We start from the raw sequence: 13,004 nt of genomic DNA, 5'->3' as shown, positions 1-13,004 counted from the left end.
GGCGATGCCGAACGACCGTCACCAGCGCACCGCGGTGAAGTCCACCGGGCGGGGCCGGAGTTCCCGGGTGCGGGCTGCCAAGTGCCTTAGCCGGGAGGCCATTTCGTCCTCGGGGAGGTGCCGGCGGTCGCCGTGGCCCGGCAGCAGCCACTCGAAGCGGAGCCGGCCGGCGGCCCGGGTCAGCGAGGCGGCCAACTCCTGGACGGAGAACCAGGTGACGCTCTCGGCCACCTCCAGGTCCGCCGTCGTACGCGACCAGTAGAAGCTGTCGCCGGTGAAGCAGTACCGCTCGTCCGCGAGGTAGAGCACGCTGCCCCGGGTGTGCCCGGGGAAGGGGAGGGCGAGCACGCCGTCGGTGATCTCGGCCGGCTCGGTGCCGCGCAGCACCCGGTCGGCGTCCGGGGCCGCGTCGAGGTCGCCCTCGTGGATCCAGAGCCGGGCGCCGAAGCGGTCGGCGTACCGGCGGCCGTGCGCCGCGTGGTCGCGGTGGGTGAGCAGGACGTCGGTGACCGGGCCAAGCGCCTCGTGGCGCGCGGCGAGGGCCGGGCTCCAGCGCGGGGTGTCCACCATCAGCGACGTGCCGTCGGGGCGGTGGAGGAGGTAGGAGTTGGCGCCGGCGGTGTGCGGGGAGTTGTGCCCGCACAGCCGCACGGTGTCGTCCAGGGCCAGCGGGAAGGGGTCCTGCGCCGCGTCGAGCCGCCCGGCCGGGGGACGGACGGAGCGGGTCGGGCAGGCATGCGCGGCCGTGTACAAGAGCCCGGTCTCCGTCGCGTCGCGCGGCTGGCGCAGTACGGCCGAACGTCCGCCGACCTCGCCGATCAGCCCCGGTGCGAGCTGCCGCGCGACATCGCAGTTCGTACAGCGTTCGTCCACCAGCCAGCCGTGCTCGGCCTGTTCCGTTCCCATGGCCCCGCTTCCCTTCCGCTTTCCGCACCGCCGGTCACCTCAGGGGTATCCCGAGCCGCGCGGAAAGAGGAAGGGGGTCCGGATCTGGTGCTTAAGGCAGAGGGCTGCTCTCTCGGCTCAAGCTCATCGGCTCAAGCTCATCGGCTCGGTTCAGCGGCTCAGCCCAGCGGCTCAGCCCATCGGCTTCGGTTTGAAGGCCGCGAAGACCGCGCCCTGCGGGTCGGCGACCACGGCCATCCGGCCGGCCATCATGTCGAACGGCGGTGCGAGCACCGTGCCGTTCCGCTTGACCAGCGCGTCCACGGTGGAGTCGACGTCGTCCACGGCGAAGTACGTCAGCCAGTGCGGCGGGGTGTCGGGCCGTTCGTTGCCGAGCCGGGCGGCGCCGCCGACGCCCTTGCCGCCGACGTTCAGCGACCAGTAGTTGCCGCCGGCGCCCTCCATCGGCTGGATCTCGATGCCGAAGGCCTCGCCGTAGAAGCCGGTGGCGCCGAGTACGTCGCTGGTGTTCAGCTCGTTCCAGATCAGCGCGCCGGGCTCGTTGACCAGCCCCGCGCCATGGAACTCGACCGGCTGCCACACCCCGAACACCGCGCCCTGCGGGTCGGCGGCGATCAGCATCCGGCCGATCGTGCCGACGTCCATGACCGGCGCGATCAGGGTGCCGCCCGCCGAGACGATCGCGTCCTGTGTGGCCTGCGCGTCGGTGCTGGCCAGATAGGTGGTCCAGACGGTCGGCGGCTCCGGCTGCCCCTCGGGAGCCATGGCCGCACCGATGCCGGCCACCGGCTTGCCGTGCAGGGTGCAGACGGCGTACCCGCCGAAGTCGGCCCCGCCGACCTCGCCCTGCCAGCCGAACAGGTCACGGTAGAAGTCCAGCGCCGCCTGCTGGTCCTGCGCCATCAGATCGACCCAGCACGGGGTGCCGGTCGCGTACGGAGTGGTGATCTCGGGCATCTGCAAGTTCTCCCTGCGCGCGATGAAGTCCTCCGCCGCCCACCTTCACCGCCTCCGCCCCATCCCGCCACCCGAGTCGGCGGGGTTTTACCGTCGGCTCACCGGCAGTGCCGACCGGCCCTGGGGCACCGCCGGAATTGTTCAAATGTGCGTCGGGCGTGTGTGCGATGATCCGCTCTCGTATTCGGAGAGGAATGTGGCTCCATGTCATCGCACAGACGTCGCCTCGGCGTATCGGTGGTCGCCGCCGGGGCCTTGGCCGTCGCCGGGACCGTCGTGTTCGTCCCCGCGGCCTCGGCCGCCTCCGGCGTGACGGCCGCACTGCCGGCACGGAACACCTCCGCGCCGTCGGTCGGTGAGGTGTCCGGGTCGGGTCGGGCGGTCGTCTGGGAGCAGGGGACCTCCGCCGACCGGCTGCCGCACGGCTGGCTCTCCGTCTCGGGAGGCACCCCGCAGGATCTGGGGGCGCTGGCCGACGACGGCGAGGGGCTCTCCGTCCGCAGGGTCTCCGTCCAGAACTCGGTGGTGGCCGTCGCCACCTCGACGAATCCGAACGGGGCTCTCGCCGACCATGTGACCCTGCGGCACCTCGACACCGGCCAGCAGGAGACCCTGGCCGTCGCGTACGACAGCTCGGGCGCGGCGGGCGACGAGCGGTACCGGGCCCAGGCCGGTGACGGCATCCTCGTACAGCAGAGCTACTACAACGCTGATTCGGCGTACCGAGTGCGCCTCGTACTGCGCACCTCCCAGGGCGACCGCGTGCTGCTCTCCGACGACGAGCAGTACAGGGTGCTGGCCTCGGACGCCGAGGGCGCACTGGTGCTGCGGCGGACCGCTCCCGGCTGGGGCTACCGGATCGACTACGTCGACTTCGCCGGCGGCGCGAGTGTCACCGTCGCCGAGCCCGACACCGACGCGCTGCCGCAGGGCCTGGAGTTCACCCCCTCCCACTTCGGGGTGATCGACGGTGCCACCCTGACCGAGTGGCGGCGGTCCGCGCCCGGTGAGGGTCCGGCGACCGTCACCCTGCCCACCGACAAGGCCCGCTGGATCAGCGACGACACCCTGGCCTGGTACACGTGGAGCGCCGACGGCAACGAGCTGTACGCGATGTCCCGGGACGGGTCCACCCCGGCCGCCGATCTCGACGGCACCTTCGGTGACATCTCCGTGGGCGACGACGGCAGGATGCGCGCGGCGCTGTACCGGCCCGACGTGGACGCCGCCGTCCAGACCCTGACCGACGGCAGGGTCTCCACCGCCGACGGCGACGCCTCCGCCATCCCGGCCGGCCTCGCCCGCCTGGACGCCCTGGCACTGTCCGGCGGAGCCCTCTACACCGCCGACGACTCCTCCCGCCGTACCGGCGTGCTGCTCTCCTCCGCCCTGACGGTCGGTCCGTCCGGGGCGTCGGCCACCGCGCCGTCACGCGTCCTGGCCTACTCGACCGGCACCGTGCACCAGACGCTGGCCGCCGCCGGGAACCGGGTACTCGTCGAGCAGGGCGGTGCCTACGAGGTCTACGACAAGGGCACGCCGACCGGTGTACCGCTCCAGCCGAGCGACATCTCGGCCGACCAGGTCGTGGACTTCGACGGCGGTCACTTCCTGCTGTCGGACAAGACCACCGTCTACAACGGCACGCTCCTGCTGTACACCGTGGCCACCGGTGCGAGCGAACGGGTGCCCGCGGGCTCGGCCCTGTACGGCGGCGCCCTCTACACCTCGGTGAAGGACGCCGCCTCCAGCTGGTCGGTCCGGCGCACCGATCTGACCACCGGAACCACGTCCACGGTCACCACGGTGGACTGTCTGCCGGGCGGCCTCCAGGTGCGCGGCTCCTGGATCCTGCTGACCACCTGCGGAGCCGCCGCCACCCAGGGCCTGCTCCTGAAGGCGGGCACCACCACCCGTACGACGGTGGACGCCTCCGTGGTGGCACCGATCCTCGGCACCGGGGTCCTGTACACGTTCACCAAGGACACCGCGACGAGCGTCACGCTGAACGCCCAGGTCCTGGGCGTGAGCGGAGCCACGGCGCAGGCGCTGTTCGTTCTTCCGGGCAGGGCCGACACCGCTGCGGCCCAGCGCTGGGCGGTGGACCGCGAGGCGCCCTGGGCGGCGTGGATGGGCGACGACGGCGTCACCCACGCGGTGTGGGCCGGGGCTCCCTCGGTCACCTCCGCCGCCGTCTCCGTCCCGGCCGGGTTCAGCCCCAACGGCGACGGCTCCTCCGACACCTGGGCCCCGGTCTGGACGTACAACCGGCCGGTGACCTGGACGCTCACCCTCAAGTCCGGCAGCGCGCAGGTGCGCACCCTGACCGCGACGGCCTCCTCCGGCAGCGTCGCCCCGGTCTGGAACGGCCGGAACGACGCGGGCGGTACGGCCGCGGACGGCACCTACACCTGGACCCTGGCCGTCAAGGACGCGGCCACCGGAGTGCCGGCGGCCGACGTCAGCGGCAAGGTCGCGCTGCGCAGGACCGTCCCCGCCGCGTCCGTCACCGCGCCGGCCCTGGCCAGCGATGCCTCGGCCCGTGCGGTGATCCCGGTGAGCTGGGCGGCGAAGACGGCGGGTGTGACGTCGTACGACGTCGGCTGGCGGGTCGCCACCCGCGGCAGCACCGGTGCCTGGACGCTCGGGCCGCTCAAGACCTGGCGCAGCGGCACCACGACGAAGTCCGGCAGCTTCGGCTCCTCGGGCAGCCCGGTGGCGCCGCAGCCCGGTCTGACGTACCGCTTCTACGTACGCGCCCACGACGACGCCGGACAGACCGGAGCCTGGACGGCGGCCGCCACCACCGGCATCCCGGTCGACGACCGGTCCTCGGCGCTGGCGTTCCGCGGCACCTGGGCGTCCTCGTCGGTGGCTTCCGCCTGGGCGGGGACAGAGCGGGTCTCCGCCACGAAGGGGGCCACGGTGTCCTTCACGGCGGACGGCACCAAGCTGCGGATCGTCGCGACCCGCAAGTCCGACGGCGGCCGTTTCGCGGTCGTGGTGGACGGGGTCACGGTGGGCACGGTGAACACCTACGCCCCGACGACGGGATACCGGAAGACGGTGTTCACGTACACCCTCGGCACGAAGACCACCACGCACAAGGCGCAGCTGAAGGTGCTGGCCGGCAGCGCGCGGGGACGCTCCACCGTGCACCTGGACGGGGTCATGGTCACCCGCTGACCGGTTCCCGGTCGGCGCGTCGGGCGCAGCGCACACGCCGTGCGCTGCGCCCGACGTCGTCTAGCTCAGCGTGGAGTCGACCGAGGACAGCGGCACGGAGTACAGCAGCCGTTGCGGGCGCGCGTTGTCGGTGCCCGACCATTTGGCGTTGATGTCGGCCGCCCATTCGGTGACCGTCCACAGCCGGCCGGTGTTCCACCAGTAGGACATGCCCTCCGTGTGCATGCCCCAGCAGGCGTAGGTGATGTCGCCACCGCAGTTGGCGGCCGCGCCGGCGGTGTCGGTGGTGTTCTGCCGCCACAGGATGCCGTGCTGGTCGACGCCGCCGCGCGCGTCGTCGACGTAGAAGTCCGGTGTGCCCCCCTGGGTCTTGCTGTGCGACAGCACGCCCTGCAGACCGACGGCCTTCGTCTCGTAGATCTTGCCGTCGGCCTCCACGTAGCCGTCGCTGTTCTTCGCGAGGTAACCCGGGTCGTCGCCGTCGAAGTTGTAGCGCCAGATGCGGGCCGGCTGGGAGCCGCCGGAGGAGAACCACTCGGTGGCGACCAGGCTGTCCGGCACGCTGCTGCGGTCGAGCGAGATGGAGGCGAAGCACGGGAAGGAGTCGTCGCTGCTGGAGACGCAGCCCCCGCCGGTGAGGCTGTAGGAGCCGATCGCCGGCATCACGTACTGGTAGCCGTCGGCGGACCAGCCGTTGCTCACCTTGCCGACCGCGGAACTGTTGACGGTCGCCTGCAGGATCCGGTGCATGTCGAAGATGTACAGCTGGTTGTGGTCGGCGTCCCCCTCGTAGGAGGTGACGATCAGCTTGTCCTGGTACCAGACCATGCCGCCGATGTGGGACTTCAGGGCGCGGTAGTCGGTGCCGCCGTTGAGGGGGATGACGGGCAGGACCCAGCGGTACTTGAAGTTGCCCGCGTCGTTGGCGTCGATGAAGGCGATGCGGGCCATGTGGTCCGAGGTGGTGGACCCGTTCTGGCCCCAGCCGGACAGGATCACCTTGTTGGTGCCCCACTTGCCGTCGTTGTCGGCGTCACCGCTGGACGTCACCGACTGCGGCAGCCAGTCCTGGGTCTTGTCGTCACCGGAGTCCCAGCAGTAGGAGGACTCGGCCGCCGGCTTCAGCGGCAGCGCGCTCTTCTCCAGGCTGGAGCAGTCCGCCGCGTTGCGCATCGGGTGGTTGGCGCTGGCGAGGACCTGGTCGACCCCGCGGGCGGTGCCCATCTCACTGGCCAGGTTGTCCAGCGAGGAGGTCGGGACCCGGTGCTCCTGGAGCTCCAGCTTCGCGCGGTCTGCCGAGGAGGTGAGGGTGGTCAACGGCCCCGGGTTGTCGCCGGGTTTCGCCTGCGCGGAGCCCGCCGGCACCATGACGAGGGCCACCGCGGAGAACGTGGCGGCCACCACGAGTCTCAGTCGGTCACCGAATGTTTCAGAAGGCTTCATCTGGCAGATGCTAGGACGCTTGTCGTGTCATGATCAATGCGATTTGGATTCAACTGTCCTGTAAGGAGCGGGAGTTCACGGCCCGGCTGGCTTCCGGCCGTCCGCCGGCCGCGCGAACTCGGGCTGGTCGAGCAGACGCAGCCAACTGCCGTCGGGCTGGCGCCTGACGACCTGAGCCCGTGCGCCGGTCCCGTCCTTCGGCGGGGTCGACGTGAGGGCGATGCCGCCGCTGACCAACGTCGGCAGCGGCTGCTCCGGCGCGAAGCGGGGACCGCCGGCCAGCACCTTCTCCCACAGCGTCCGGATCGCCTCCCGACCCACCGTCAACTCGCCGGGCGGGTACGCCAGCACCGCCTCCTCCTCGTAGAGCGCGGCGACCCCGGCCGCGTCACCGGCGTTGGACCGCTCGACGAACAAGCGGGTGATGTCCTCGGGCCGCATGGCCTTCTCGTACTCCGGCATGACTGCCTCCTGGTGTCGGGCTCCGGCAGTTCCCAGCCTCGTAGCGCACCGATCAGAAGTCCAACAGATGCATCTTCTGCAAACTAGAATCAGCAGTCATGGAGCAGGCATGGATCTGAGGCAGCTCGAATACTTCGTCGCGGTGGCCGAGGAGCGCAACTTCACCCGGGCCGCCGAGCGCGTGCACATCAGCCAGTCCGGCGTCAGCGCCCAGATCCGCCAGCTCGAACGCGAGCTCGGTGCCGAGCTGTTCGACCGGTCCGCACGCACCGTCACGCTCACCGTCGCGGGAAAGGCGGCGCTCGAACACGCCCGTGCCACGATCGCCGCGGCCGGGGCGGTCGGCCGGGCGGTGGACGGGGTGACCGGCCTGGTCCGGGGCAGGCTCACCGTCGGCATGGTCATCGGCTGCACGCTCACCCCGCTGTTCGACGCCCTCGCCGCGTTCCACGAGGCGCATCCCGGTGTCGAGATCCTGCTGCTGGAGGACGGCTCCGACCGGCTCGTCGAAGGCGTGCGCACCGGCGCCCTCGACCTGGCGCTCGTCGGGACCGCTGCCACCACGCCCGACGGCTTGGACGCGCTGACCATCATCAGCGAACGGCTCGTCGCCGCGGTCCCGCCCGGCCACCCGCTGGCGAAACGGCGGCGGCTCACCCTGCCCGACCTGATGGGCCATCCCATCGTGTGCATGCCGACCGGCAGCGGCCTGCGCACGGTGTTCGACCAGGCCTGCGCGGCACAGGGACTTCGGCCCCCGATCGCGTTGCAGGCCAGCGCGCCGGACGCGATCGCCGACCTCGCCGTCCGCGGGCTCGGCGTGGCCGTCCTCAGCGAATCGATGGCCGCGAACCACCGTGACCGGCTCACCGCCCGCGCCATCGACGACGTCGAGACCCCGGCACTGCTCGCCCTGATCTGGAAGAGCGCGCACAACCCCGCGGTACGCGAGCTGCTCGCGCACAGCCGGCGGGCGTTCGCCTAGTCAGGCCGCGGCCAGCTCGCACCACACGTACTTGCCCCGGTTGCCGTATCTCGACAGCGGCTGCCAGCCCCAGAGGTCCGAGCATGCCCGTACGAGCGCCAGCCCCCGCCCCTCCTCCGACTCCGTGACCTCCCCCAACGGCACGGGAGGCTCGGGAGGTTCGGGGTCGGCATCCCACGCGCCGATCCTCAGAGTGCCAGGAGGCGACCAGCGGACGCGCAGCGCGGCGGGGCCCTTCGTATGCCGTACGGCATTGGACACCAGCTCGGTGGCGAGGAGTTCGGCGACGTCCAGGAAGCGGGCGAGTCCATGTGCGGTGAGCACGAGTCTGAGCGTGTGACGGCTGACGGTGACCGCCCGGAGGTCGTTGGGGATGGTGAGCGTGTACTCCCAGGCTTCGGGCATGCGTCGTCAACTCCGGTGCTTGTGGGGGAGATCCACGCACGGTGGCATTGCCGCAGCCGTCATGGCAGGAGGGAGCGGTGCGCTTCCGTAGCGTGTGTGTTGCGTCACTGACGGTAGGGCTAACATGTCTACCCGGGCAAGCCGATCGCGTAATCCGCCCCCGAACGAGGAGCAGTTGATGACTCTGAGGCGCGAAGCAACCGCACGCCAGATGCGCTTGGGGATGGAAATGCGCAGACTCCGCGAGACTGCGGGACTCACCGCCATCCAAGCGGCAGCGCTGTTGGGGGCGAATCGTGTCCAGATGAGCCATATCGAGTCCGGACTCGCGGGCGTGAGCGAGGAGCGGCTACGCCGCCTTGTATCTCACTACGCCTGTATGGACATGGAGTTCATCGACGCCCTGGTAGCCATGGCCACCGACCGGACACGCGGCTGGTGGGAGGAGTACCGGTGGAAGCTGCCTACGTCGTTCTTGGATCTCGCCGAACTGGATCACCACGGCTCGTTCCGCCACGAAGTGGCCATCCTGTACGTGCCGGGCCTGATGCAGACGGAGGACTACGCGCGTGCGGTCTTCTCCGCCAGATTGCCCGAGCCGACCTCCAGCGAGCTTGAGTTGCGCGTACTTCACCGTATGAGGCGCCAGCAGATCACCATCCCGTACAAGTTGGTGATCCATGAGTCGGCCCTGCGTATGAGGGTCCGTGATCGCTCCGTCTCCCGAGCTCAACTCGGCAGGCTCCTTGAGCGCTCTGAAGCGGACCACATCACCGTGCGGGTCATCCCCTTCGACTTGGACGATTTCGCGACAGCCTCAAGCACAATGACGTACGTGGGTGGACCCGTACCCAAGTTGGACACCGTGGTGCGCGATGCCCCTCATGGCTCTGTCTTCATCGACTCCGAGGCTCAGCTCAACGTCTACCGAACACGCTTCCGCAGGGTTGAAGATGTATCACTCGAACCCGAACGGTCACGTGACTTCATGCACAACCTGGCGAAAGAGCTGTGAGGCACCCATGGACAACTGGCGGAAGTCGTCCTACTCGGGCGAGGGCGACGGCAATGACTGCGTGGAGATCGCGACGACCCTGACCCACATAGCCATCCGCGACTCCAAGGCTCCGGCCCGCGCCATGCTGACCGTCCCGGCCGGAGCTTTCACCGCGTTCATCGAGGACCTCAAAGAGGCAGGCTGGCGCAAGTCGTCCTACTCGGGCCCAGGCGACGGCAACGAGTGCGTGGAGATAGCCACCACCCCCACCCACACAGCCGTCCGCGACTCCAAAGCCCCCACCTCCCGCGCCCTCACCTTCCCCGCCCCCGCCTTCGCCGCCTTCCTCGAAGCCCTCAAGGCTGCCCCCGCAACTCACTGACGCAGCACGACAGCGCCGGCCACTCAATCGTGACCGGCGCTGTCGTGCGCTCGGTTACTCGCCGATCGGGTTGAGGTAGGTGGCCGGGTGGGTCGCGGCGTCCTGCTTGAGGATCTGGCCGCCGAAGGGCCACTTCAGGGTGAAGGACTTCGTCTCGTTCGGCGGGGTGACGACGAACTTCGCCGGGACGAACTTCTGCTTCTTCGGCGTGGACTTGGCCACCGGGGCCAGGTTGATGCTGAAGTCCACCGTGTCCCCCTTGTGCAGGGTGATCTTGTGAGTCCTCTTGGCGGACCGCACCAGCGACCAGGTGCCGTCGGTCGACTGGGCGCCGACCATGTCGACACCGGCGAAGCCGGACAGCGTGCAGGTGCGGTTGCTCTTGTTGGTGAACCAGATGAACGCCTGGGTCTGGTGGCGGGTCTGGTTCATCTCCGGCGCCGCGTCGCCCCCCGTGGCGAAGCCGGCCTTCAGGTCGGCGGTGTGGCAGCGGGTCGGCTGGGCCGTGGCGGCCGAGGCCGGGATGGCGGTGGCGGCGGTACCGGCGGCGGCGACGGTCGCGATGAGCACGGCGATCAGCTTGTTCTTCATGGTGTTTCGGGTTCCCCTCGGATACGGAAGTCGCGGATACGAAAATCGCGTGGCACCGGTCGTTGTGCAGCACGCTGTCCGACGACCACAACCCTGCACCGTGATCCGTTCCAGCTGCCGCACCGTCGGGCATTGCGGGACGCTGGAACGTTCGCAGCCACTCTGACCTGCGCAAACGACACGTCCTTGGAACGCCCGCCGGGACGGGGGGACGGCTGTCAGTCCGTGCCAGTACCGTCGGATCATGGCCAATCAGGAGGGGGCGGGGACCCCCACGGGCGAACGGCGGCTCGCCACCGTCGAAGGCGTGCTCGAACGCATCACCTACGCCAACGAGGAGAACGGCTACACCGTCGCCCGTGTCGACACCGGCAGAGGCGCCGGCGACCTGCTCACGGTCGTCGGGGCGCTGCTCGGCGCCCAGGCGGGGGAGTCGCTGCGGATGGAGGGGCGCTGGGGGTCGCATCCGCAGTACGGGAAGCAGTTCACCGTCGAGAACTACACGACCGTGCTGCCGGCCACCGTGCAGGGGATACGGCGTTACCTGGGGTCGGGGCTGGTCAAGGGCATCGGGCCGGTCTTCGCCGACCGGATCACCCAGCACTTCGGGACGGACACCCTCCGGATCATCGAGGAGGAGCCGAAGCGGCTGATCGAGGTGCCGGGGCTGGGGCCGAAGCGGACCAAGAAGATCGCCGACGCCTGGGAGGAGCAGAAGGCGATCAAGGAGGTCATGCTCTTCCTCCAGACCGTCGAGGTGTCGACGTCGATCGCCGTGCGGATCTACAAGAAGTACGGGGACGCCTCGATCTCCGTCGTGAAGAACCAGCCGTACCGGCTCGCGGCCGACGTCTGGGGCATCGGGTTCCTGACCGCCGACAAGATCGCCCAGTCGGTGGGGATTCCGCACGACAGTCCGGAGCGGGTGAAGGCCGGTCTGCAGTACGCGCTGTCGCAGTCCGCCGACCAGGGGCACTGCTACCTCCCGGAGGAGCGGCTCATCGCGGACGCGGTCAAGCTGCTCCAGGTCGACACCGGTCTCGTCATCGACTGCCTCGCCGAACTGGCCGCGGAGCCGGAGGAGGGGGAGGACCCGGGGGTCGTACGGGAGAAGCTTCCCGGCCCCACCCCCGACGCCGAAACCGTCACCGCCGTCTACCTCGTCCCCTTCCACCGGGCCGAAGTGGCCCTTTCCGCACAGCTGTTGCGGCTGCTGCGGACGGGTGACGACCGTATGCCCGGTTTTCATGACGTGGACTGGGACAAGGCGCTCGCCTGGCTGAAGGACCGTACGGGGGCGGACCTCGCCCCGGAGCAGGAGGCCGCCGTCAGGCTGGCGTTGACGGAGAAGGTCGCCGTGCTGACCGGCGGGCCGGGCTGCGGCAAGTCGTTCACCGTCAGGTCCATCGTGGAACTGGCGCGTGCGAAGAAGGCCAAGGTGGTGCTCGCCGCCCCCACCGGGCGTGCCGCCAAGCGGCTCGCCGAGCTGACCGGCGCCGAGGCGTCCACCGTGCACCGGCTGTTGGAGCTGAAGCCGGGCGGCGACGCGGCCTACGACCGGGACCGGCCGCTCGACGCCGACCTGGTCGTCGTCGACGAGGCGTCGATGCTGGACCTGCTGCTAGCCAACAAGCTCGTCAAGGCCGTGGCGCCCGGCGCGCACATCCTCTTCGTCGGCGACGTCGACCAGTTGCCCAGCGTCGGGGCCGGTGAAGTGCTCCGGGACATGCTCGCCGACGGCAGTCCCGTTCCGGCCGTCCGCCTCACCAAGGTCTTCCGGCAGGCCCAGCAGTCGGGGGTGGTGACCAACGCGCACCGCATCAACGCGGGGCAGCACCCCGTCACCGACGGCATGAAGGACTTCTTCCTCTTCGTCGAGGACGAGACCGAGGAGGCCGGACGGCTCGCCGTCGATGTCGCCTCCCGGCGTATCCCCGCCAGGTTCGGGCTGGATCCCCGGCGGGATGTGCAGGTGCTCGCGCCCATGCACCGGGGGCCGGCCGGCGCCGGTGTGCTCAACGGACTGTTGCAGCAGGCCATCACCCCCGGCCGCCCCGACCTCGCCGAGAAGCGGTTCGGCGGGCGGGTCTTCCGTGTCGGCGACAAGGTCACCCAGATCCGCAACAATTACGACAAGGGCAAGAACGGCGTCTTCAACGGCACCGTGGGCGTGGTCACCTCGCTCGACCCGGTCGACCAGCGCCTCACGGTGCTGACGGACGAGGACGAGGAGGTCCCGTACGAATTCGACGAACTGGACGAACTCGCCCATGCCTACGCGGTGACCATCCACCGTTCGCAGGGGAGTGAATATCCCGCCGTGGTGATTCCGGTCACCACGGGAGCGTGGATGATGCTTCAGCGGAACCTGCTCTACACGGCGGTCACCCGGGCCAAGAAGCTGGTCGTCCTGGTCGGTTCGCGCAAGGCGATCGGGCAGGCGGTGCGCACGGTGTCGGCAGGTCGGCGCTGTACGGCGCTGGACTTCAGGCTCGCCCGGGGCGGCATCACGAAAAATGATCGATCAAATGAGTCGTGAAGGTCACAGAGCACTTCCGGTTGGGGAAACAAGGGGGCAGGATGAGCAGGTTGGCGGCACTGAGTGCCGCCGATGGGCCCAATGGTCGACCCCGAGTGCACTCTCCTGCGCCAAATGGGGGATGGTAGAGACAGTCAGGGCACCTCGAAGA

11 protein-coding genes and 1 pseudogene are annotated in these 13,004 nt (G+C 69.8%); 6 read left to right on the top strand and 6 right to left on the bottom strand.

The window, feature by feature from the left end; all coding sequences use genetic code 11:
* Window positions 1-18: 18 nt before the first annotated feature.
* Both ACIRR9_RS16800 and ACIRR9_RS16795 read right to left on the bottom strand, forming a co-directional pair.
* Entirely contained in the window at window positions 19-906 is an 888-nt protein-coding gene (locus ACIRR9_RS16800; RefSeq protein WP_403751860.1) for a 4Fe-4S domain-containing protein, read from the bottom strand.
* Between the two features lie 171 nt (window positions 907-1,077).
* Window positions 1,078-1,863, bottom strand: coding sequence for a VOC family protein (locus tag ACIRR9_RS16795; RefSeq protein ID WP_365344037.1), 786 nt, complete (start codon window positions 1,861-1,863; stop codon window positions 1,078-1,080).
* 204 nt (window positions 1,864-2,067) lie between these two features.
* Between ACIRR9_RS16795 and ACIRR9_RS16790 the strand changes: the two genes are divergently transcribed.
* Entirely contained in the window at window positions 2,068-5,049 is a 2,982-nt protein-coding gene (locus tag ACIRR9_RS16790) for a hypothetical protein (RefSeq protein WP_403751858.1), read from the top strand.
* A 60-nt stretch (window positions 5,050-5,109) separates the two neighbouring features.
* Here the strand turns inward: ACIRR9_RS16790 and ACIRR9_RS16785 are convergent, their stop codons facing one another.
* Window positions 5,110-6,492, bottom strand: a complete 1,383-nt coding sequence (locus ACIRR9_RS16785; RefSeq protein ID WP_403751857.1) for a hypothetical protein — start codon at window positions 6,490-6,492, stop codon at window positions 5,110-5,112.
* Window positions 6,493-6,567: 75 nt separating this feature from the next.
* The gene (locus ACIRR9_RS16780; protein WP_403751855.1) at window positions 6,568-6,954 is read right to left on the bottom strand and encodes a YybH family protein; all 387 of its coding nucleotides are present in this window, start codon (window positions 6,952-6,954) and stop codon (window positions 6,568-6,570) included.
* 109 nt (window positions 6,955-7,063) lie between these two features.
* On the opposite strand from ACIRR9_RS16780, the gene ACIRR9_RS16775 reads away from it, so the two are divergent.
* Window positions 7,064-7,939: a LysR family transcriptional regulator gene (locus ACIRR9_RS16775; RefSeq protein WP_403751853.1), complete on the top strand. Its 876-nt coding sequence runs from the start codon at window positions 7,064-7,066 to the stop codon at window positions 7,937-7,939.
* Here ACIRR9_RS16775 and ACIRR9_RS16770 read toward each other — a convergent pair whose 3' ends face one another.
* Entirely contained in the window at window positions 7,940-8,344 is a 405-nt protein-coding gene (locus ACIRR9_RS16770; RefSeq protein WP_403751851.1) for an ATP-binding protein, read from the bottom strand.
* Between the two features lie 178 nt (window positions 8,345-8,522).
* Here ACIRR9_RS16770 and ACIRR9_RS16765 point away from each other — a divergent pair, with 178 nt between their 5' ends.
* The 3 genes and pseudogenes from ACIRR9_RS16765 (at window position 8,523) to ACIRR9_RS16755 (ending at window position 9,723) form a co-directional block, all read left to right on the top strand.
* Complete coding sequence (locus ACIRR9_RS16765; protein WP_403751849.1) at window positions 8,523-9,359, top strand: helix-turn-helix domain-containing protein; 837 nt, start codon at window positions 8,523-8,525, stop codon at window positions 9,357-9,359.
* A 7-nt stretch (window positions 9,360-9,366) separates the two neighbouring features.
* Window positions 9,367-9,534: pseudogene (locus ACIRR9_RS16760) on the top strand (DUF397 domain-containing protein); the annotation flags it as partial.
* Entirely contained in the window at window positions 9,520-9,723 is a 204-nt protein-coding gene (locus tag ACIRR9_RS16755; protein WP_403752312.1) for a DUF397 domain-containing protein, read from the top strand. The pseudogene ACIRR9_RS16760 and the gene ACIRR9_RS16755, both read left to right, overlap by 15 nt.
* 54 nt (window positions 9,724-9,777) lie before the next feature.
* Here ACIRR9_RS16755 and ACIRR9_RS16750 read toward each other — a convergent pair whose 3' ends face one another.
* The gene (locus ACIRR9_RS16750; protein ID WP_403751847.1) at window positions 9,778-10,314 is read right to left on the bottom strand and encodes a DUF4232 domain-containing protein; all 537 of its coding nucleotides are present in this window, start codon (window positions 10,312-10,314) and stop codon (window positions 9,778-9,780) included.
* A gap of 244 nt (window positions 10,315-10,558) precedes the next feature.
* Here ACIRR9_RS16750 and ACIRR9_RS16745 point away from each other — a divergent pair, with 244 nt between their 5' ends.
* Complete coding sequence (locus ACIRR9_RS16745) at window positions 10,559-12,853, top strand: ATP-dependent RecD-like DNA helicase (protein ID WP_403751845.1); 2,295 nt, start codon at window positions 10,559-10,561, stop codon at window positions 12,851-12,853.
* The last annotated feature ends 151 nt before the right edge of the window (window positions 12,854-13,004 follow it).

Source organism: Streptomyces sp. NPDC101234, assembly GCF_044767525.1.
GTDB lineage: Bacteria > Actinomycetota > Actinomycetes > Streptomycetales > Streptomycetaceae > Streptomyces > Streptomyces sasae.
Note: the sequence above shows the minus strand (reverse complement) of the source record. Positions and strands in the feature narration are given on the sequence as shown.

Coding starts and splice junctions, on each gene's coding strand:
- ACIRR9_RS16775 (WP_403751853.1), top strand. CDS start 7,064: ATGGATCTGAGGCAGCTCGAATACTTCGTCGCGGTGGCCGAGGAGCGC.
- ACIRR9_RS16795 (WP_365344037.1), bottom strand. CDS start 1,863: ATGCCCGAGATCACCACTCCGTACGCGACCGGCACCCCGTGCTGGGTC.
- ACIRR9_RS16790 (WP_403751858.1), top strand. CDS start 2,068: ATGTCATCGCACAGACGTCGCCTCGGCGTATCGGTGGTCGCCGCCGGG.
- ACIRR9_RS16750 (WP_403751847.1), bottom strand. CDS start 10,314: ATGAAGAACAAGCTGATCGCCGTGCTCATCGCGACCGTCGCCGCCGCC.
- ACIRR9_RS16800 (WP_403751860.1), bottom strand. CDS start 906: ATGGGAACGGAACAGGCCGAGCACGGCTGGCTGGTGGACGAACGCTGT.
- ACIRR9_RS16745 (WP_403751845.1), top strand. CDS start 10,559: ATGGCCAATCAGGAGGGGGCGGGGACCCCCACGGGCGAACGGCGGCTC.
- ACIRR9_RS16780 (WP_403751855.1), bottom strand. CDS start 6,954: ATGCCGGAGTACGAGAAGGCCATGCGGCCCGAGGACATCACCCGCTTG.
- ACIRR9_RS16770 (WP_403751851.1), bottom strand. CDS start 8,344: ATGCCCGAAGCCTGGGAGTACACGCTCACCATCCCCAACGACCTCCGG.
- ACIRR9_RS16785 (WP_403751857.1), bottom strand. CDS start 6,492: ATGAAGCCTTCTGAAACATTCGGTGACCGACTGAGACTCGTGGTGGCC.
- ACIRR9_RS16765 (WP_403751849.1), top strand. CDS start 8,523: ATGACTCTGAGGCGCGAAGCAACCGCACGCCAGATGCGCTTGGGGATG.